This is a genomic window from Mixta sp. BE291 (assembly GCF_031457955.1).
Lineage (GTDB): Bacteria > Pseudomonadota > Gammaproteobacteria > Enterobacterales > Enterobacteriaceae > Mixta.
This window is the reverse complement of sequence record NZ_JAVDXN010000002.1, coordinates 349,179-365,704: the sequence shown is the minus strand read 5'-3', so window position 1 is coordinate 365,704 and position 16,526 is coordinate 349,179. Positions and strand designations below refer to the sequence as shown.

Here is a 16,526-nt window from a genome sequence, read left to right as displayed (position 1 = left end):
TCGATGAAGATAGGTATAAGAAAGAATCGCTATCTCTATTTCGATCCGCATATGACCTTTATGTTGTTCCTGTTTATGATGCTGATGATGATGGCCGTCGCATTAGTAAAAGAATCGGTGATGAAGCCGTACTTCTTTTCGGATCAGATCACCATCTTTAGCTTTATGAAGTTTACTTATGGTTTTGGCGCCGGGAACTCTTACGGCAGCACAGCGTACTTTTATAAACTGTTAGGCTTTGAACAAAGCTCGATTGTATTTGCGCTGATTTCCGCCATTATTATTATCAGCACCTTCGTTTTTATCTTTATCAAGGTGCGCGGCGGGTCGATGAATATTTTCGATATCGGCGTGTTTCTGTTCTTCTGCTTTTCCTCAATGATTAACCTGACGTGGCAGAGTAAAGACTTTATTGTTTTTCTGATGATGATGCCGCTGCTTATCACCTTCGCGCATCGTACTGCCGGGCTGTTAATATGGACCTGCTTCGCCATATTTTATGCTTATTACTTCAGAACATATTGGTTCCTGTTCCTGCTGGAATTTTATGGCCTGCTGCTGATGTCACGTTATGTCCATAAAGGAAAATGGGTATTTATTTTATGTCTGCTGTCGCTACTGGTGCTGGCGTTTGGCTTCCAGTATGGTTTAGGTATCGACGTTGATAACTTCCGTAACGAGGTCAATGAACACCGGTTGGACAGCGAAGGCGATGGTAGCAACACGCTGATTCGCCCCTGGTTCCCGCCAGGCAACCCTTTATTCGGGTGGATGAACGTCAGCCTGACGTGGATAACCTTCTTTTTCCCGTTCCCGCTGATTTTAATGTTATCGCCTTATTATGTTGTTATTTCCGCCTTTATTATTCTGATGTACAGAAGAATATGGCAGACGCTGAATGCCGCCCTGCAGGACAGAAGCTACCCGCTGGTGGTGTTATTTTCGCTGGCGATTATCTCATACACGGTTATTCAAAGCCTGTTTGAGCCAGACTACGGCAGCTATTTGCGTCACCTGTCACCGTTTTATCCATTAATGTTTTACGTTTATTTAAGTTTTGGGAAATTCAAAAAGGAAGAGTAAATGAAAATCCTCCATGCTGCTGAGACAATAAAAGGTGGCGTTGCCACAGTTTTAAAGCAACTCGTCGCGGCACAACAGGATGATAAGGGCAGTTATCAAATCCAGTGCCTGATCCCGGCGGATCAGGCAGGAGAACTGGATACGGCACACGCAGAGAACGTTGTAAAATGGGAGCGTAAAGGCCGATCGCTTGGCGCACTGTTCTCGTTTGCCTCGGCGTTTTGCCGCACGGTAATCAAATTTAAGCCTGATGTGGTACATCTTCACAGCTCGTTTGCTGGCGTGATTGGCCGTGCCTGTTTGTTGTTGCTGTGGCCCGTTGCGCGCCCGAAAGTGGTTTACTGTCCGCATGCATTTAGCTTCCTGATGCAGACCAGCAACGGTAAGAAAAAGATCTATTCCTTTATTGAAAAAGCGCTTCTGCCCATGACCGACGCGATTATTTGCGTCAGCCAGTATGAAGCGGACCAGGCAAAGGCGCACGGTATTCGCGGCGATAAACTCGTCGTGGTGCATAACGGCGTCGCTGAACGCCAGGTTGTCAGGCCGGATACGCTTGATGATCCGCGCATTAATGTGCTGTTTGTTGGGCGTTTTGATTACCAGAAAGGCTACGACGTTTTATTTAATGCCATGAAGCGTAATCAAAACCCTAATATTCATTTGACATTAATTGGCGATAGCGTGCACAGCGCAGAGGAAATTGAAAAGCTGCCGGGTGCGGAGTACACCGGATGGCTTAAAGCCAGCCAAATGGAACCTTATTTTATTGCAGCGGATGTTTTGGTTATTCCCAGCCGCTGGGAAGGGTTCGCGATGGTGCCGCTGGAAGCAATGAGTTACTCATTACCTATTATTGCCAGCGACGCAACATCGCTGCCAGAAGTGGTAATGAATAATGAAACCGGCTACCTGTTTAAGAATGGCGACGCGGATTCCTTGCTGACTGTTCTGAACCACCTGGATAAATCTGATTTGCGGGAAAAGGGGCGAAAAGGAAATCAATATTTTGCCAATAATTTTACTTCGCAGGCTATGATAGCCAAAACGCATAGTTTATATGCCGACATACTGAAACGTTGAACACCAATTAACTATAGCGAGGTCTAAGACATGTCTTCAATCATGCATGAATTAGGCAGGGATGATAATAAAATGATGACGGCGAGTGGATTTCGTACCCGTACTAACGCGTCGATTATTTCCATAATACAGCGTTTCTCTGACATTTTTGTGATGTTTACAGGGCTGTATATTTTAGCACGCATTGAATCCCAGTCTTTTTCATCATCCTGGTGGTTACTTTCCCTTACCGCTCTGGCGTTATTCCAGATGATCGGTGGTATTACCGATTTTTATCGCTCATGGCGCGGCGTGAGTTTCGCTCACGAGCTGCAGCTGATTCTGCAAAACTGGGCATTAAGTATTTTAATTACCGCCGGCGTGATGTCTTTCGCCAGCGATCTGGATCTTAACTTCAGAGCCTATCTGTTGTGGTTCGGTATTGTGGCGATCGGATTTATTGGTTGCCGTCTGGCGATTCGCTTCTTTGCCCGCGTTATCCGCAAGCTGGGATACAACACGCGCAACGTCGCCATTGTCGGAAATATGCCCATTGGCGTCTCACTTGCTAATAGTTTCATTAACGCTCCCTGGATGGGTATGAACGTTGTCGGGCTTTATTCTGACGTTGCTAATGAATCTCGTAGTGATGCTGGCAACATTGATTACTGCGGCAATCTTGAGCAGCTGTTAGTTGATGCCCGGGAAGGGAAACTGGATAAAATCTACATTGCGATGGCGATGTCAGAAGAAGTGGCCATCCGCGATCTGGTGGCAAAACTTTCTGATACCACCTGTTCGGTAATGCTGATTCCCGATATTTTCACCTTTAATATTCTGCAGTCGCGTACGGAAGAGATTAATGGCGTGCCGGTGGTGCCGCTGTTTGAAACGCCGATGAACGGTATCAATATGGTACTGAAACGTATCGAAGATATCGTGGTTTCCTCCTGCATTCTGCTGTTTATTTCACCGGCGTTACTGACCATTGCCGCGCTGGTGAAATTCACCTCGCCGGGCCCGGTTATTTTCCGTCAGGTGCGTTACGGCATGGATGGTAAGCCGATTAAGGTGTGGAAATTCCGTTCGATGTCGGTAATGGAAAACGGCGACAAAGTCACTCAGGCGACCAAAGGCGATACGCGTATTACGCCAATCGGCCGTATTCTGCGCTCTACCTCGCTTGATGAGCTGCCGCAGTTTATCAACGTGCTGAAAGGCGATATGTCTATCGTTGGACCGCGTCCGCACGCCGTTGCGCATAACGAACAGTACCGCTCGATTATTCAGGGCTACATGCTGCGCCATAAGGTGAAACCGGGCATTACCGGCTGGGCGCAGATTAATGGCTGGCGTGGTGAAACCGATACGCTGGAAAAAATGGAAAAACGCGTTGAGTTCGATCTGCAGTATATCCGTGACTGGAGCCTGTGGCTTGATATGCGCATTATTTTCCTGACTCTCTTTAAAGGTTTCATCAGCAAAACCGCTTACTAAGCGGAGCGCGTAAGAGAGCAGCCTGCCAGGAACCGCATTTTGCTGCAAAATGCGGTTCGTAGTTTTCTCACATTGAAAGCGGACTTCACCCTGCTTAGACGTGGATTATGAGCTTAAAAGAAAAAACAGTAAAAGGGGCCAAGTGGTCTGCCTTGTCGACGCTTTCGACAATTGGCATTGGCTTCCTGCAAATGACGCTGCTGGCGCGGCTAATCGATACTCATCAGTTCGGTTTGCTCACAATCGCGATGGTGGTTATTTTGCTGGCGGATACGCTTTCCGACTTCGGATTGTCGAATTCGATTATCCAGCGCAGGGAAATTTCTGAGGCAGAACTCTCCACGCTTTACTGGATCAATATTCTGATTGGTCTGACGGTATTTGCGGTGGTATTTAGCTGCAGCGGTTTGATTAGCGGCTGGTTAAAACAGCCGGATCTCAAACAGCTGATCCAGGTATTATCCATCGCGTTTCTGATTATTCCTCATGGCCAGCAGTTCCGTGCGCTGCTGCAAAAAGAGCTGGAATTCCCCAAAATTGGTTTAACTGAAACGCTGGCGGTTACCATTGGCTTTACTGTGACCATGGTTGCCGCATGGTACAAACCGCAGGCGATAACCGCGATTTGGGGTTATCTGGCGATGGTAACGGTACGTACCCTGATGTTCTCCTGGTACGGTCGCAAAACCTATAAGCCGCGTTTCCAGTTCTCCTTTCGCACCATTACCTCTAACCTGAAGTTTGGCGCGTATCTCACGGCGGATAGTCTGGTTAATCAGCTGAACTCCAACGTGGCGACGGCGGTGCTGTCCCGCACCCTGGGTGCGGCGATTACCGGCGGTTATAACCTTGCCTACAACGTTGCGGTGATGCCGCCAACCAAACTCAATCCCATTATTACGCGCGTGCTGTTTCCTGCTTTTGCCAAAATTCAGGACGATCAGCAAAAGCTGCGGGAAAACTTCTATAAATTGCTTTCTCTGGTTGGGCTGCTTAACTTCCCGGCGTTGTTAGGGCTGTTAGTGGTCGCAGAGAACTTTGTGCTGTTTATGTTTGGGGAGAAATGGCGTTTTATTACCCCGATTTTACAGGTGCTGTGCGTGGTGGGCCTGCTACGTTCGATTGGTAACCCGATCGGTTCGCTGTTGATGGCGAAAGCACGCGTTGATATCAGCTTTAAGTTTAACGTGGTGAAGCTGTTTCTGTTTATTCCGGCTATCTGGATCGGCGCGAAAATGGGCGGCGGATTTGGCGCCTCATTAGGCTTTTTGGCGGTGCAAGTGCTGAATACCTGGCTGAGTTATTTCATCCTGATTCGTCCGGTATTAGGGCCAAGCTATAAACAATATTTATACAGTATCTGGATGCCATTCCGTATGGCGCTGCCGACGTTAATTGTCTCTTATATTATCGGATTCTTCTTCTCGACTTCGGTTGCGCTTCCCGTACTCTTAGCCGTCCAGATTATTTCGGGCGGGCTGGTGTTCCTGATGGCGATATTAATCAGCCGCGACCCACTGATTGTAGAAATGAAGAATCACCTGTTTAAAAACCCAAAACTTCGTCGAATTTTAAGAGCGGAAAACTAATCATGCATCATATGGATAAACTTAAAAACACCCTGTCAGTTATTGATGCCGTTGTGCCACCGGGCAGCAAGGTTGTTTATCTCGATATACCTCTGCATCTTAATGTCGGAGACCTGTTAATTTACAAAGGTACTGAGCAGTTCTTTAAAGAGCGTAATTATCAGGTGCTGGCACGACGTACCGATAAAACCAGCATGAAGTGGCTGTCAGAAAACCGCAATCTGCCTAAAGATGTGATCCTGCTGATGCACGGCGGTGGTAACTTTGGCGACCTGTATGGTCACCACCAGCGCCTGCGCGAAGCGGTGGTAGAGAACTTCCCGCATCATAAGATCGTCTATATGCCGCAGACGGTGCACTTTAAAGACAAATCTAAAATGTTGCAGTCGGCTCAGATTATCCGTCAGCACAAAAACCTGACGATTTTCTGCCGTGATGAACGTAGCAAGAAAATTCTGGAAGAGCATTTCTGCAAAGATGTACGCCTGTGCCCGGATATGGCGCACGCGCTGTGGAACGTGTTCCCGAAACAGTCGGCGAACGATATCAAGCGCGATACGCTGTGGATGATCCGTAAAGATATCGAAGAGACCAAGGTAGATGGCCTGCCAGGGATGCCTGGGCCAGAAGGCTTTGAAGACTGGGAAGATATCTGCACCGATCAGGATCGTTCCAAAACGCAGGTTTACCTCAACTTTGAGCGCGTAAACCGCACGCTGAGCACGCGCCTGTTTAATACGCCGCAGAAGTGGAGTGACTACACCGATACGTTGGTGAATCGCGTTAATGATTATTTTATGTCACACGATACGGTAGTGACCTCACGTATGCACGGGCATATCTTATGCTGCCTGCTGGGCGTGAAAACCAAGCTGCTGGACAACTCCTACGGTAAGAATTCAGGCTACTACGCTTCCTGGACCAAAGATGTCCCTGACTGTGAGTTGATTACTTTATGATAGAAGAGCCAACGATTCCTAAACTTTCCATCATTATTCCTGTTTATAACGTACTGGATTATGTTCAGGAAGCTGTTGATTCGATTCTTACGCAGTCTGTGCAGCCCTGGGAAGTCATTATCGTCGATGACGGATCGACGGATGGCTCCGGCGACCTGGTAGAGACGCTGTATGGCTCGCATCCGCTGGTAAAGATTATTCATACCGCCAATGGCGGACTGGGGGAGGCGCGCAATACCGGCACGCGCGCCGCCACCGGTGATTACATCTATTACTTTGACTCGGATGACGTTTCCGTTGATGGCCTGATCCAGCGCTTTTATGAAACGCTGGAACAGCATCCCGATCTGGATATCTTTGCTTTTTCTGCCGAATCGTTTGAAGATCCGATCGCCAAAAGCAAAGGAGGCGATCAGTCACAGCAGGTGCGGCTGATCTCCTATCGTCGCCGTATGGAGCATCTCTTTGCCAGCGGTGAGCAGGCGTTTAATACGCTGTCGGAATCCAACGCTTTTATTCCCAACGCCTGGCTATATATTTTTGCCCGCAAATTACAGACGCAGCACCAGCTCTTTTTCCTGCCGATTATTCATGAAGATGAAGAGTTTACCCCGCGCCTGTTTTTTGTTGCCGGTAAAACCTATGTAACCGACAGCGTTTTTTTCCAGCGTCGTATCCGTATCGGTTCGATCATGCAAAGCTCGCGTTCAGAGAAAAATGCCATTGGCTATCTGCGCGCCTGTGATGCGCTGGAAGGGTTGATGCAGCGGACGTCGGAAAAAGAGAGCGCTAAGCATCTGCGTGCGCGGATCATTACCAATATCCTGAACGTGATTGGCGTGGCGAAAGGTTCTGAAGTGAAGTTCAGCGCGAAATCGCAAGGCGAGCTTAATACGCTGGTCTCACGCTACCGTAATCTCGATATCACGCTGGCGGAAAACAACTACTTCGCCTGGCGCGTCTTTAACTTTGCGCTAAAGCGTTTAAAGCTTCGGGCCTCCTGACAAGCGTGCGCGTAAGCTATGCTTAGCGCGCAGCGAAATAAAAAGCCTCAGCCATCTGCGCTGAGGCTTTTTTTTAGGCAGGCTTCACCACTTTTTGCGTAGCGAGATTTAACCATGGTGAGTCCGGCGCGTTGCCCAGTGCCACATACACCGCGTTATTATTCACGCTGATGCTTTTACCGGCCTGCTTACTGCGCTGATTCAGCGCCGAGTTGACGGCGGAAAGCTGTTCGCTGGTGTAAGAGAAGTTGCTGCGTACGCCGCTGTTTCCTTCCACGCACCAGCTAATATCCGGTGCGGTGCCGTTACTGTAAACCAGCGGGATCGCCTGCTGTGTGGTCGCCATATTATGGGTAACCATCAGCGTCTGCTTGATTCCGCTCAGCTCGGCAAAGCGCTCCGCATCGCTGACGCGCGTATTCTGGATACTCAGGTTGTCGAGGTTAGGCAGTTTAAAGGCGGTGGTTGCGCCGCTATAGGTATCGCCATTGATGTTAATGGTTCCGCCTGCGCCTTTCACCACTTCAACGCCTTTTCCGCTACCGTTAAGCTGGTGATAGCAGTTATTGCTGGTAATGGTGACATCTTTATTGGTGGTGATTTGCGCCGCCCGTGCAAAACCATGGGTATCGAGGTTATGTATGCGGAAGCTTTTCGGCTGATTAAGGAACAGCGCGGTATTAGTGCGAGCGCCTTCATTAATCATACTGCCGGACAGCGTGACATCATGATCGCCGGTTTGGGTCGCAATGGCGAAGCCGTAGGCTTTGGTGCCTTTCGCAATCAGCACGGTACTATCGATATTAATGCCTTCGTTATAATTCACTACGGCAATGGCCGCTTTGATCGGGCGCCAGGCGTTACCGTTCAGGGTATCGGGGCTGTTGCTGTAGCGGATGGTATTTTTGACGTTGATATTTTTGCACTGAATATAGGCTTCACCCCACCAGGTCGCGCCGCCCATAGAAAGGTTGCCGATCGAGACGCCGCCGATAATGTTTTCCATCACGAAGTGACGACGGAAACTGCCCTTCGCCATATTGTTCGCCATGATGATGTCTTTATGATCGAAGTCGCGCAGATGTTTGCGTGCGCCGGGCAGCCCTTCGGCATGAAACGCCAGGCGGGCATCTTCACCCGCCTTACAGTAAGCATGGTTGCCGGTAATAATAGTGCCGGAACCCCAGATGGTGACCGCATCGCCACGATCTTCGCCCATTTTGGAATGCAGATCGCGCATACCGGTACCGGCACCCAGGCATTCTAAAAACCAGTTGTTGGTCACTTTGGTGCCGTAGGCGCCAAAACCGGCCGGGGCAATAACCGATTGCAGCATGCGATAGAAATAGCAGTTGGAAACTTCGCAATAGTTAGCGGAAATCATTATCCCGCCCTGACGTCCGCCCGTTTCGCTTTTTAGCAGCATAGGATTATCTAATACGATGCCATGAATTTGCGTCGCGTCAGCTTTCAATTCCAGTAAAAAACCATTACCCATATTCCCTAATGGCGTAATAATTCCGTTGCCGCGCCCTTCGATGATTTGGTTTTTCACCGTAAGCTTAATGGTTTTATTTATACTGATTGGCGTATCAATCGTCAGGTATTTCTTATCTTCCACCAGCTGTTGTAAGGCGGCGTAATTATCGACCGCGCCGTGACCGCGCTGCACGTCATTACGAATCTTCGCCCATGAGGTGGAGGCGTGATCGAGGATAATGCCCGGCGCGCCGTTGATTTTACCGGTCGGGCCGTCTGGCGCGGGCACCGGCAGGGCGGAAGCGGGCGCGGCATTGGCGCGCGTCAGGCTACCGAGGGTGCCGATAGCGGCGGCGGAGGCTAATATTTTGGTTAATGCCTTACGTCGCGAGTGGATACGTTCTTCACTGGCTTTTTCATTAATGCTCATTTCTGACCCTTTTAAGAATGATAACGCCAGGTTTCATTATTCATTTAAGTTGGATAATTGGAAGGTGTAATATTTAAAATCAGATAAAAGAAAACGCTTTTTTACACTTAGGGTAAATTGCCGGTTTTTTATCAGATTAATCTCAGCGAATAATGCTTGCCGTAATAAAATAAGTTGATTAGGCCTTTTGGGATTTTATTGTCGTTTCAGATTTTACTGAGCAACTTTGATTTATTCAGCTGCTTAACAGCATATGACTTAATTGTTTGTTTCCTTAACACTATTGCTGAGGAAAATTTTCAGAATAAGATTATACTTAACGATTGCCTCTTTATTGCATAATCGCTGAATGTCTTCACATCATTATATGGAAAAAATATGACCAAGCTTAAAGCAGTTATCCCCGTTGCGGGTCTCGGTATGCATATGCTCCCTGCTACAAAAGCCATTCCTAAAGAGATGCTGCCTATCGTAGATAAGCCGATGATTCAATACATTGTTGATGAAGTCGTCAGGTCGGGCATCAAGGAAATCGTTCTGGTCACGCACGCGTCCAAAAACGCGGTGGAAAACCATTTTGATACCACTTATGAGCTTGAGGCGCTGCTGGAACAGCGTGTGAAGCGTCAGCTGCTCAGTGAAGTACAATCCATTTGCCCGCCGGGCGTAACCATCATGAACGTGCGTCAGGCGCAGCCGTTGGGCCTCGGTCACTCGGTGCTGTGCGCCCGTCCGATGATTGGCGATAATCCTTTTGTGGTTGTGCTGCCTGACGTCATCATGGATGATTCCACCGCTGACCATCTGCGTTATAATCTCGCCGCGATGATTGCGCGCTTTGAAGACACCGGCCACAGCCAGGTACTGGCGAAACATATGCCGGGCGCCGATCTGTCAGAATATTCAGTTATCTCCACCCAGGAGCCGCTGGAAAACGAAGGCAGCGTCAGCACCATCACCAGTTTCGTAGAAAAACCGGAACAGACTGAGACGCTGACTTCCGACCTGGCTGCGGTAGGCCGTTACGTGCTGTCAGCGGATATCTGGGCTGAGCTGGAGAAAACCGAGCCAGGCGCATGGGGCCGTATTCAGCTGACGGACGCCATCGCCAGCCTGAGCCAAAAGCAGCCGGTTGATGCCAGCCTGATGACCGGCAACAGCTTCGACTGCGGCCGTAAGCTGGGCTATATGCAGGCGTTTGTCAGCTATGGCCTGCGCAGCAATCAGCAGGGCGCGGCCTTCCGCGAGACGATTAAAGAATTGTTGGCGAAATAATTCCTCATTATGATCCGCCGCGCCTTTGCGCGGCATTAAAGGAGTTCACATGGCTATTTTGGTAACGGGCGGAGCAGGGTACATCGGCTCGCATACGGTGCTGGCGCTGTTGCAGCGCGGTGACGACGTTGTGGTAATGGATAACCTCAGTAATGCTTCGCGGGAATCGATCAACCGCGTGGAAAAACTGGCCGGAAAGAAAGCCGTTTTTGTTGAGGGCGATATCCTCGATCGCGCCTGCCTGCGCGATATCTTTGCCAGCAACACCATTAGCGCTGTGATCCATTTCGCCGGATTAAAAGCCGTAGGTGAATCAACCCGTAAGCCGTTGGAATATTACGATAATAACGTTTCAGGTACGGTTGTGCTGCTGGAAGAGATGCGTAACGCCGGGATCTATAACTTTATCTTTAGTTCTTCCGCCACCGTATATGGCGCGAACGCGCCGGTGCCTTACGTTGAGACGACGCCGATTGGCGGCACCACCAGCCCTTATGGCACCTCCAAGCTGATGGTTGAACAGATCATGCAGGATTATGCCAAGGCGGACAGCAACTTTACCGCGATCGCGCTGCGCTATTTCAACCCGGTAGGCGCCCATGAGTCTGGCGATATTGGTGAAGATCCCAACGGTATTCCGAATAACCTGCTGCCTTACATTGCTCAGGTCGCTATTGGCCGTCTGGATAAGCTGGGCATTTTTGGCGCTGACTATGACACCAAAGATGGCACCGGCGTGCGTGACTATATTCACGTGGTCGATCTGGCGGAAGGCCATTTAAAAGCGCTGGATCATCTGGCGCAGCTGCAGGGTTATAAAGCCTATAACCTCGGCGCTGGCAAGGGCTATTCGGTTATGGAGATGGTGAAGGCGTTTGAGAAAGCCTCCGGCAAACCGGTTCCTTATGATATCAAACCGCGTCGCGATGGCGATCTAGCTGCATTCTGGGCTGACGCTACGCTGGCCGATAAAGAGCTGGACTGGCGCGTAACGCGCGGCATTGATGAGATGATGCGTGACACCTGGAACTGGCAGTCTAAAAATCCTAACGGCTACCGTTAAGAGTAAGTCACTCTAATGTGTTATTACCGCGTATCGCGCTTTTCGGTTTCGCTGAAAAGCCTGGCGCAGAGTAAGTTACATTGATGAATGTTGATGGCTTCTGGAAACAGAGGCCATTTCTGTTTCAGACCTTAGTTAAACCATACCTCAACAGCCTTATTGTTATTCGATAGCGTTAGCGGGTAAAACCGCGCCAGAAAAGCGATAACAGCATTAATGGCCTGGGCGCGGACAGGCAAGGAAGAGAAGTCGATATTTTGAGCGCTTTGTTTGTAAAGCAAACAATCGCGCCGTTCTGGCAAGGAAAGCGAATAGCTCAACGGGAAAACCGGTGATTTTATGCTTGTCTGTATGCGACGATAGTACGAGAATCGTAAACTATTAGTGCAGGGTTACAGCGCATTCTGCTGGCGTTGCGAGAAAAAATTACCGTGTTGCTCACACAGGCTATGCTTGTTTGAGCCCTGAACTGCTGAAGCGACTGGTTGCTTAAAGCCAGGGGCGGTAGCGTGGGCGTTTTCAGGTAACTGTGGTCAATTTCAATACTGGTGTAAACATGCAAGAAATCGTGCTCGTTTTTCTGGGAGCGCTGGCGCTGCTTTTTATCTCGCGCAAGATAGCGAAAAAAGTGGGGCTGGTAGATAAACCTAACGCGCGGAAACATCATAACGGCCATATACCGCTGGTCGGCGGGGTATCGGTTTATCTTTCTCTGTGGATTATTTACGTTATGCAGCCCGACTGGCTGCCTGACTTTAGCATTTATATGGTTTGCGCCACCATGCTGATTGTGGTCGGCGTGCTTGATGACAAACTGGATCTGCCGGTGATGCCGCGCATGGCGTTACAGGCGCTGGTGGCCAGTATTATGATGTACAACGGCCTCTATCTTTATTCCCTTGGTCATATTCTGTTTGGCTACGAACTGATCCTGGGCGTTATCGGCTATGCGGTAACGCTGCTGGCGGTGGTCGCGGCGATTAACGCCTTCAATATGGTCGACGGCATTGATGGCCTGCTTGGCGCGCTTTCATCGGTGACGTTTGGCGCGCTGGCCGTGGTGTTCTGGATGGGCAATCGGATTGATATGGCGTTATGGTGCCTGTGCCTGATGGTTGCCTGCCTGCCGTATATTCTACTTAATCTGGGCATCCCGTGGGGACGCAAGTTTAAAGTGTTTATGGGCGATGCGGGCAGCACGCTGATTGGTTTTACCGTGATCTGGCTGCTGATTATCGCCACCCAGGGCGAAGACGCGGTAATGCGCCCGGTGACCGCACTGTGGCTGATTGCCGTTCCGCTAATGGATATGCTGCGCGTGATGATGGGACGCATCAGAAGAGGGGACAGCCCGTTCAAACCAGACCGGGAACATTTGCATCATGTGTTGCTAAATAAAAACATTAGCCCATGTATCGCATTATGCATCGTGTTTACGCTATCTTTCCTGTTTTCTGCATGGGGCCTTTATTTAGAAGCATTAGATATAAGCGATACAATGATATTGATAATATATATGTTATCAGCTGTCTGTTACTTTTTTAGTATAAATTCTTCTCAAAATATAACTATCAGGCTATCAAAATTTAAAAAGAAAAGGATTACCAGCCAAAGTTAGCACCTATTATGAATAATAAATAAAACACAACGCCTGGTCGGTGATTAAAATTTTACAAATAATTGTTTTACTAAAGATCTTATACTAAATGGAACTCTTTTGAAAATGAATAAAACTACCTTTTTATTAGGTTCGCTATCTGGGGGAGGAGCAGAGCGCGTATGTGTTAATCTGGCTAATAGTTTTGTAAATAGCGAAAAGAGGCAGGTTAATCTATTAGTGCTTAATGCGGGTGATGAAGCTTACAAAAAAAACTTAGATGCGAAAATAGCATTTACCTCCCTTAATGTAACAAATGCGAGGTATGCTTTTTTTCCTTTAGTCAAGTATTTTAAAAAGAACAGATCCGGAACTGTACTTGTTTTTAGTTATGAGTTAACGGTATTGTTAGTCATCATAAGAATGATATATAAGCTGGATTTTAAAATAGTTGCCAGGAATATTAATACATTAAGCAAAAATCTAAGCGAAAAAGGCAGTTTCTGGCGCAGCAAGGTTGTTATACCAATAATTAAAAAAATATATGGCAAGGCTGATTATTATATTAATCAGTGTCTTGACATGCAGGAAGATTTGATAAAAAACTTTCCTGAAGTGGCCAGTAAAAGCTGCGTCATAAATAATCCCATTGGTGATGAGTTATTTTCAAAACAGATACAAAATATAAAAAAAGAACACTATCTGCTTTGCGCAGGAAGGCTGGAGGCACAAAAATGCTTTGCGCATGCAATTTCAGCTTTTTCCCGAGTTCATGAGCATTATCCTGACCTAAAGCTAGTTATTGTAGGAAAGGGAAGCTTAGAAAATGAATTACGCTCCTGGGTAGAACATTTAGGGGTATCGGAGTATGTCATTTTTACTGGCTTCCAAAAAGATATCGAAAGCTTTTATCTAAAAGCTCAGGCTACTATCCTTACGTCAGCTTATGAAGGTTTTCCAAATGTTATCCTTGAGTCAATGGCTTTAGGGACTCCTGTTGTAGCTTATGACTGCCCCAGTGGGCCACGAGAGATTTTGGCAGATGGTGTTAATGGTTATCTGGTTGAATATAAAAATATTGAGGGAATGGCAAATTCTATCTTAAAACTCTTATCAGAAAAGTTTGATCCATTACGAATACGTAATTCAGTATCGAAATACAAATGTTCACTTATTATAGAAAAATATGAACAATGCTTCTGTGTCGTTGAACAGAAGCATTAAACCAAAGGAAATAAAATGGATATTAAAATCATTACAGTATGTGGATATTTTGGTCAATCTTTGCCTACCGATTCCTCAATAGATACAGAAAAATTAGCTAAGTATTTAGAGTTAAAAAAACATACTATTTCAACTATTGATATCCAGGATTTACAGTCGGAAGAAATTGATACTCAAGCTTATTATATTGTAGGTAGCCATCAGAATCCTGATATAAAAAAATATATTGACGATACGCTTAATATTGTTTTTTATGGTAAAAATGAAAAGCTTTTAATACCTAATAAATACAATATATTGGCGCATGAGAACAAAGGGGTTCAGGCATTACTTGCAAAAAAAATAGGTACGGAATATTTCCCTCATCAGGAGTATTTTATTCGTCCAGTAGGCATATCAAAAACGGTTGTAGCAAAGAAGACGGATGGCGCTGGCAGTTCAGGGGTTGAGCTGGTAAACAATAATGAAGCGTTAATTCAAGTTTTAAAGAAGTTTTCCAGGTATGATTTGAACCTTAACTACTTGATGTTCGCGCTTAAAACTTTAATTAAAAAGCATCTTTTGAAGAATAAGTATTCTGAATCCTTCAATACCTATCATAAAAAATATACGCGCTATTGCTTACAAGAGTTCTACTCTGGGCTAACATGCGATTATAAAGTATTAGCATTTGGCTCAACGTTATACGTATTACAAAGAGATGTAAGAAGCGGAAGTTTCAAAGCCAGCGGAAGCGGTAAATTTACTTACCCTAACGCAGAAAGTGAACTTTTAGATTTTTGTGATACCCTACGTAAAAAAATCGAAACGCCGTATGTTTCGTTGGATATCGTGAAGTTGAAAGATGGTTCGTTTAAATGCATTGAATTCCAGTGTGTGCACTTTGGTCCTTATACACAGATGAATGCTAAAAAGAAATATGTAAAATCAGAACATGGTGTATGGCAGACTAAGGAAAACAATCTTTCTCTGGAGGAAGTTTATGCACAGGCTCTGGATGAATATTTAACAAAATCAGCAGAACAAAAATAAATACTAATATTGGCGTGGTTATGTCATCGAATAGATCTATAATTTCTAGTTTTATTGGGCTCTCTTCAATTAATGTATTAAATATTATTGTACCTATTATAACGATGCCGTATCTGTCCCGTGTGTTAACTCCGTCTGGATATGGCATTTTCCTACTTTTTTCATCAATCTATATTTTTGCTTTTATACTTATTGATTATAGTTCAAATATTTATGCAGTAAGAGAAATCGCTGGAGTAGTTGAGAAAGAAAAAGAACAAAAAATATATGCTAGAGTGCAATCCGTAAGGTTTTTCTTTAGCATTATCTCATTTTTTTTAAGTCTGGCTTATATAAGCCTTACTCAAACTAATAGCATTAATATTTCATTTCTGGTATTAAATGTTTTCATGGCTATTGTCGGATATTATCTGACCGCTCCCTGGTATCATCAAGGAAAGCAAGATATGACAATATTGGCTGTGTCATCTTTGGTAGCCAGATCTTTACAGTTGATAATAATATATTTTTTAGTCAAATCCGTTGATGATTTAGATATTGCTATTGTTTCAATCTCTTTAGTCTTTCTTGTCACTGGGACTTTTTCTTACTTGTTTCGAAGATGCAGGAAAGGCATTAAAGAAAAAGTAAGCTTAAAAAATATATATCCTGATTTGAAGTCAGGGTTTGATAGTTTTATCGGGGATTTTGCGCCGAATCTTTACAGTAACTTACCACCCCTTTTGATCGGTTTATTTACTTCCCCAGCGTTGTTTGCAAACTATTCACTTTCGATGCGGTTAATTAATATTGCTGGTTCCTTTCAACTTATGTTGGCAAAAGCAATTTACCCTAGTGTAGTGAAGGGTGATTTTTCATTAGGAAATATGGCCCTTATCAATGTTATTAGCGGCGCTTTTCCGGTAATTTTGATATTGTTATTAGGTGATGCTATTATAAATGTGTTCCTTGGGAGTGGTTATTCCGACGTTGCGCTTTACCTAAAATACTTATCACCTTCAATTATCTTTGCGAGTTTGCTTTATTCTTTATCATATGGTTATTTTTTTCCAAAAAAGTTGGATGGACTATTCAGAAACATTTCATTGTTAGTTTCCGCTATATCAGCTGTAATAGGCTATCTCTTAATATATAAAGTAGGTGTAATAGGAGCAATAATAATGTTTATTATGGCTCGTTTCCTTTTTGTGGTTTTCTACAGCTACAATTTCTTTAAACTGAATAAAAAGTAA

13 protein-coding genes are annotated in these 16,526 nt (G+C 45.9%); 12 read left to right on the top strand and 1 reads right to left on the bottom strand.

Features of this window, described 5'->3' with window-relative positions:
* The first annotated feature begins 3 nt into the window (after positions 1-3).
* The 6 genes from J2X14_RS06845 (at position 4) to J2X14_RS06820 (ending at position 7,194) form a co-directional block, all read left to right on the top strand.
* Positions 4-1,083 (top strand): hypothetical protein, encoded by a 1,080-nt coding sequence (locus tag J2X14_RS06845; RefSeq protein ID WP_352410468.1) that lies wholly within the window; start codon positions 4-6, stop codon positions 1,081-1,083.
* The gene (locus tag J2X14_RS06840) at positions 1,084-2,166 is read left to right on the top strand and encodes a glycosyltransferase (RefSeq protein WP_352410467.1); all 1,083 of its coding nucleotides are present in this window, start codon (positions 1,084-1,086) and stop codon (positions 2,164-2,166) included.
* A 75-nt stretch (positions 2,167-2,241) separates the two neighbouring features.
* A complete protein-coding gene (gene wcaJ, locus J2X14_RS06835) occupies positions 2,242-3,642 on the top strand; it encodes an undecaprenyl-phosphate glucose phosphotransferase (RefSeq protein WP_352410620.1) in 1,401 nt (466 codons plus the stop codon).
* Positions 3,643-3,749: 107 nt separating this feature from the next.
* Positions 3,750-5,231, top strand: a complete 1,482-nt coding sequence (locus tag J2X14_RS06830) for an MOP flippase family protein (RefSeq protein WP_352410466.1) — start codon at positions 3,750-3,752, stop codon at positions 5,229-5,231.
* Between the two features lie 11 nt (positions 5,232-5,242).
* Positions 5,243-6,190, top strand: coding sequence for a polysaccharide pyruvyl transferase family protein (locus J2X14_RS06825; protein ID WP_352410465.1), 948 nt, complete (start codon positions 5,243-5,245; stop codon positions 6,188-6,190).
* Complete coding sequence (locus J2X14_RS06820; RefSeq protein ID WP_352410464.1) at positions 6,187-7,194, top strand: glycosyltransferase; 1,008 nt, start codon at positions 6,187-6,189, stop codon at positions 7,192-7,194. Before J2X14_RS06825 ends, J2X14_RS06820 begins: the two co-directional genes overlap by 4 nt.
* A gap of 73 nt (positions 7,195-7,267) precedes the next feature.
* Here the strand turns inward: J2X14_RS06820 and J2X14_RS06815 are convergent, their stop codons facing one another.
* Entirely contained in the window at positions 7,268-9,103 is a 1,836-nt protein-coding gene (locus J2X14_RS06815) for a hypothetical protein (RefSeq protein WP_352410463.1), read from the bottom strand.
* Between the two features lie 378 nt (positions 9,104-9,481).
* Between J2X14_RS06815 and galF the strand changes: the two genes are divergently transcribed.
* The 6 genes from galF (at position 9,482) to J2X14_RS06785 (ending at position 16,526) form a co-directional block, all read left to right on the top strand.
* On the top strand, positions 9,482-10,378 hold the full coding sequence (galF, locus tag J2X14_RS06810) for a UTP--glucose-1-phosphate uridylyltransferase GalF (protein ID WP_352410462.1): 897 nt from the start codon (positions 9,482-9,484) through the stop codon (positions 10,376-10,378).
* A 49-nt stretch (positions 10,379-10,427) separates the two neighbouring features.
* Positions 10,428-11,441 (top strand): UDP-glucose 4-epimerase GalE, encoded by a 1,014-nt coding sequence (gene galE, locus J2X14_RS06805; protein WP_352410461.1) that lies wholly within the window; start codon positions 10,428-10,430, stop codon positions 11,439-11,441.
* A gap of 556 nt (positions 11,442-11,997) precedes the next feature.
* Entirely contained in the window at positions 11,998-13,059 is a 1,062-nt protein-coding gene (wecA, locus tag J2X14_RS06800) for a UDP-N-acetylglucosamine--undecaprenyl-phosphate N-acetylglucosaminephosphotransferase (RefSeq protein ID WP_352410460.1), read from the top strand.
* Positions 13,060-13,164: 105 nt separating this feature from the next.
* Entirely contained in the window at positions 13,165-14,262 is a 1,098-nt protein-coding gene (locus J2X14_RS06795) for a glycosyltransferase (RefSeq protein ID WP_352410459.1), read from the top strand.
* A 15-nt stretch (positions 14,263-14,277) separates the two neighbouring features.
* Positions 14,278-15,294: a hypothetical protein gene (locus J2X14_RS06790; protein WP_352410458.1), complete on the top strand. Its 1,017-nt coding sequence runs from the start codon at positions 14,278-14,280 to the stop codon at positions 15,292-15,294.
* A 20-nt stretch (positions 15,295-15,314) separates the two neighbouring features.
* Positions 15,315-16,526 carry an oligosaccharide flippase family protein gene (locus tag J2X14_RS06785; protein WP_352410457.1) on the top strand — a complete coding sequence of 404 codons (1,212 nt, stop codon included), beginning with the start codon at positions 15,315-15,317 and terminating at the stop codon, positions 16,524-16,526.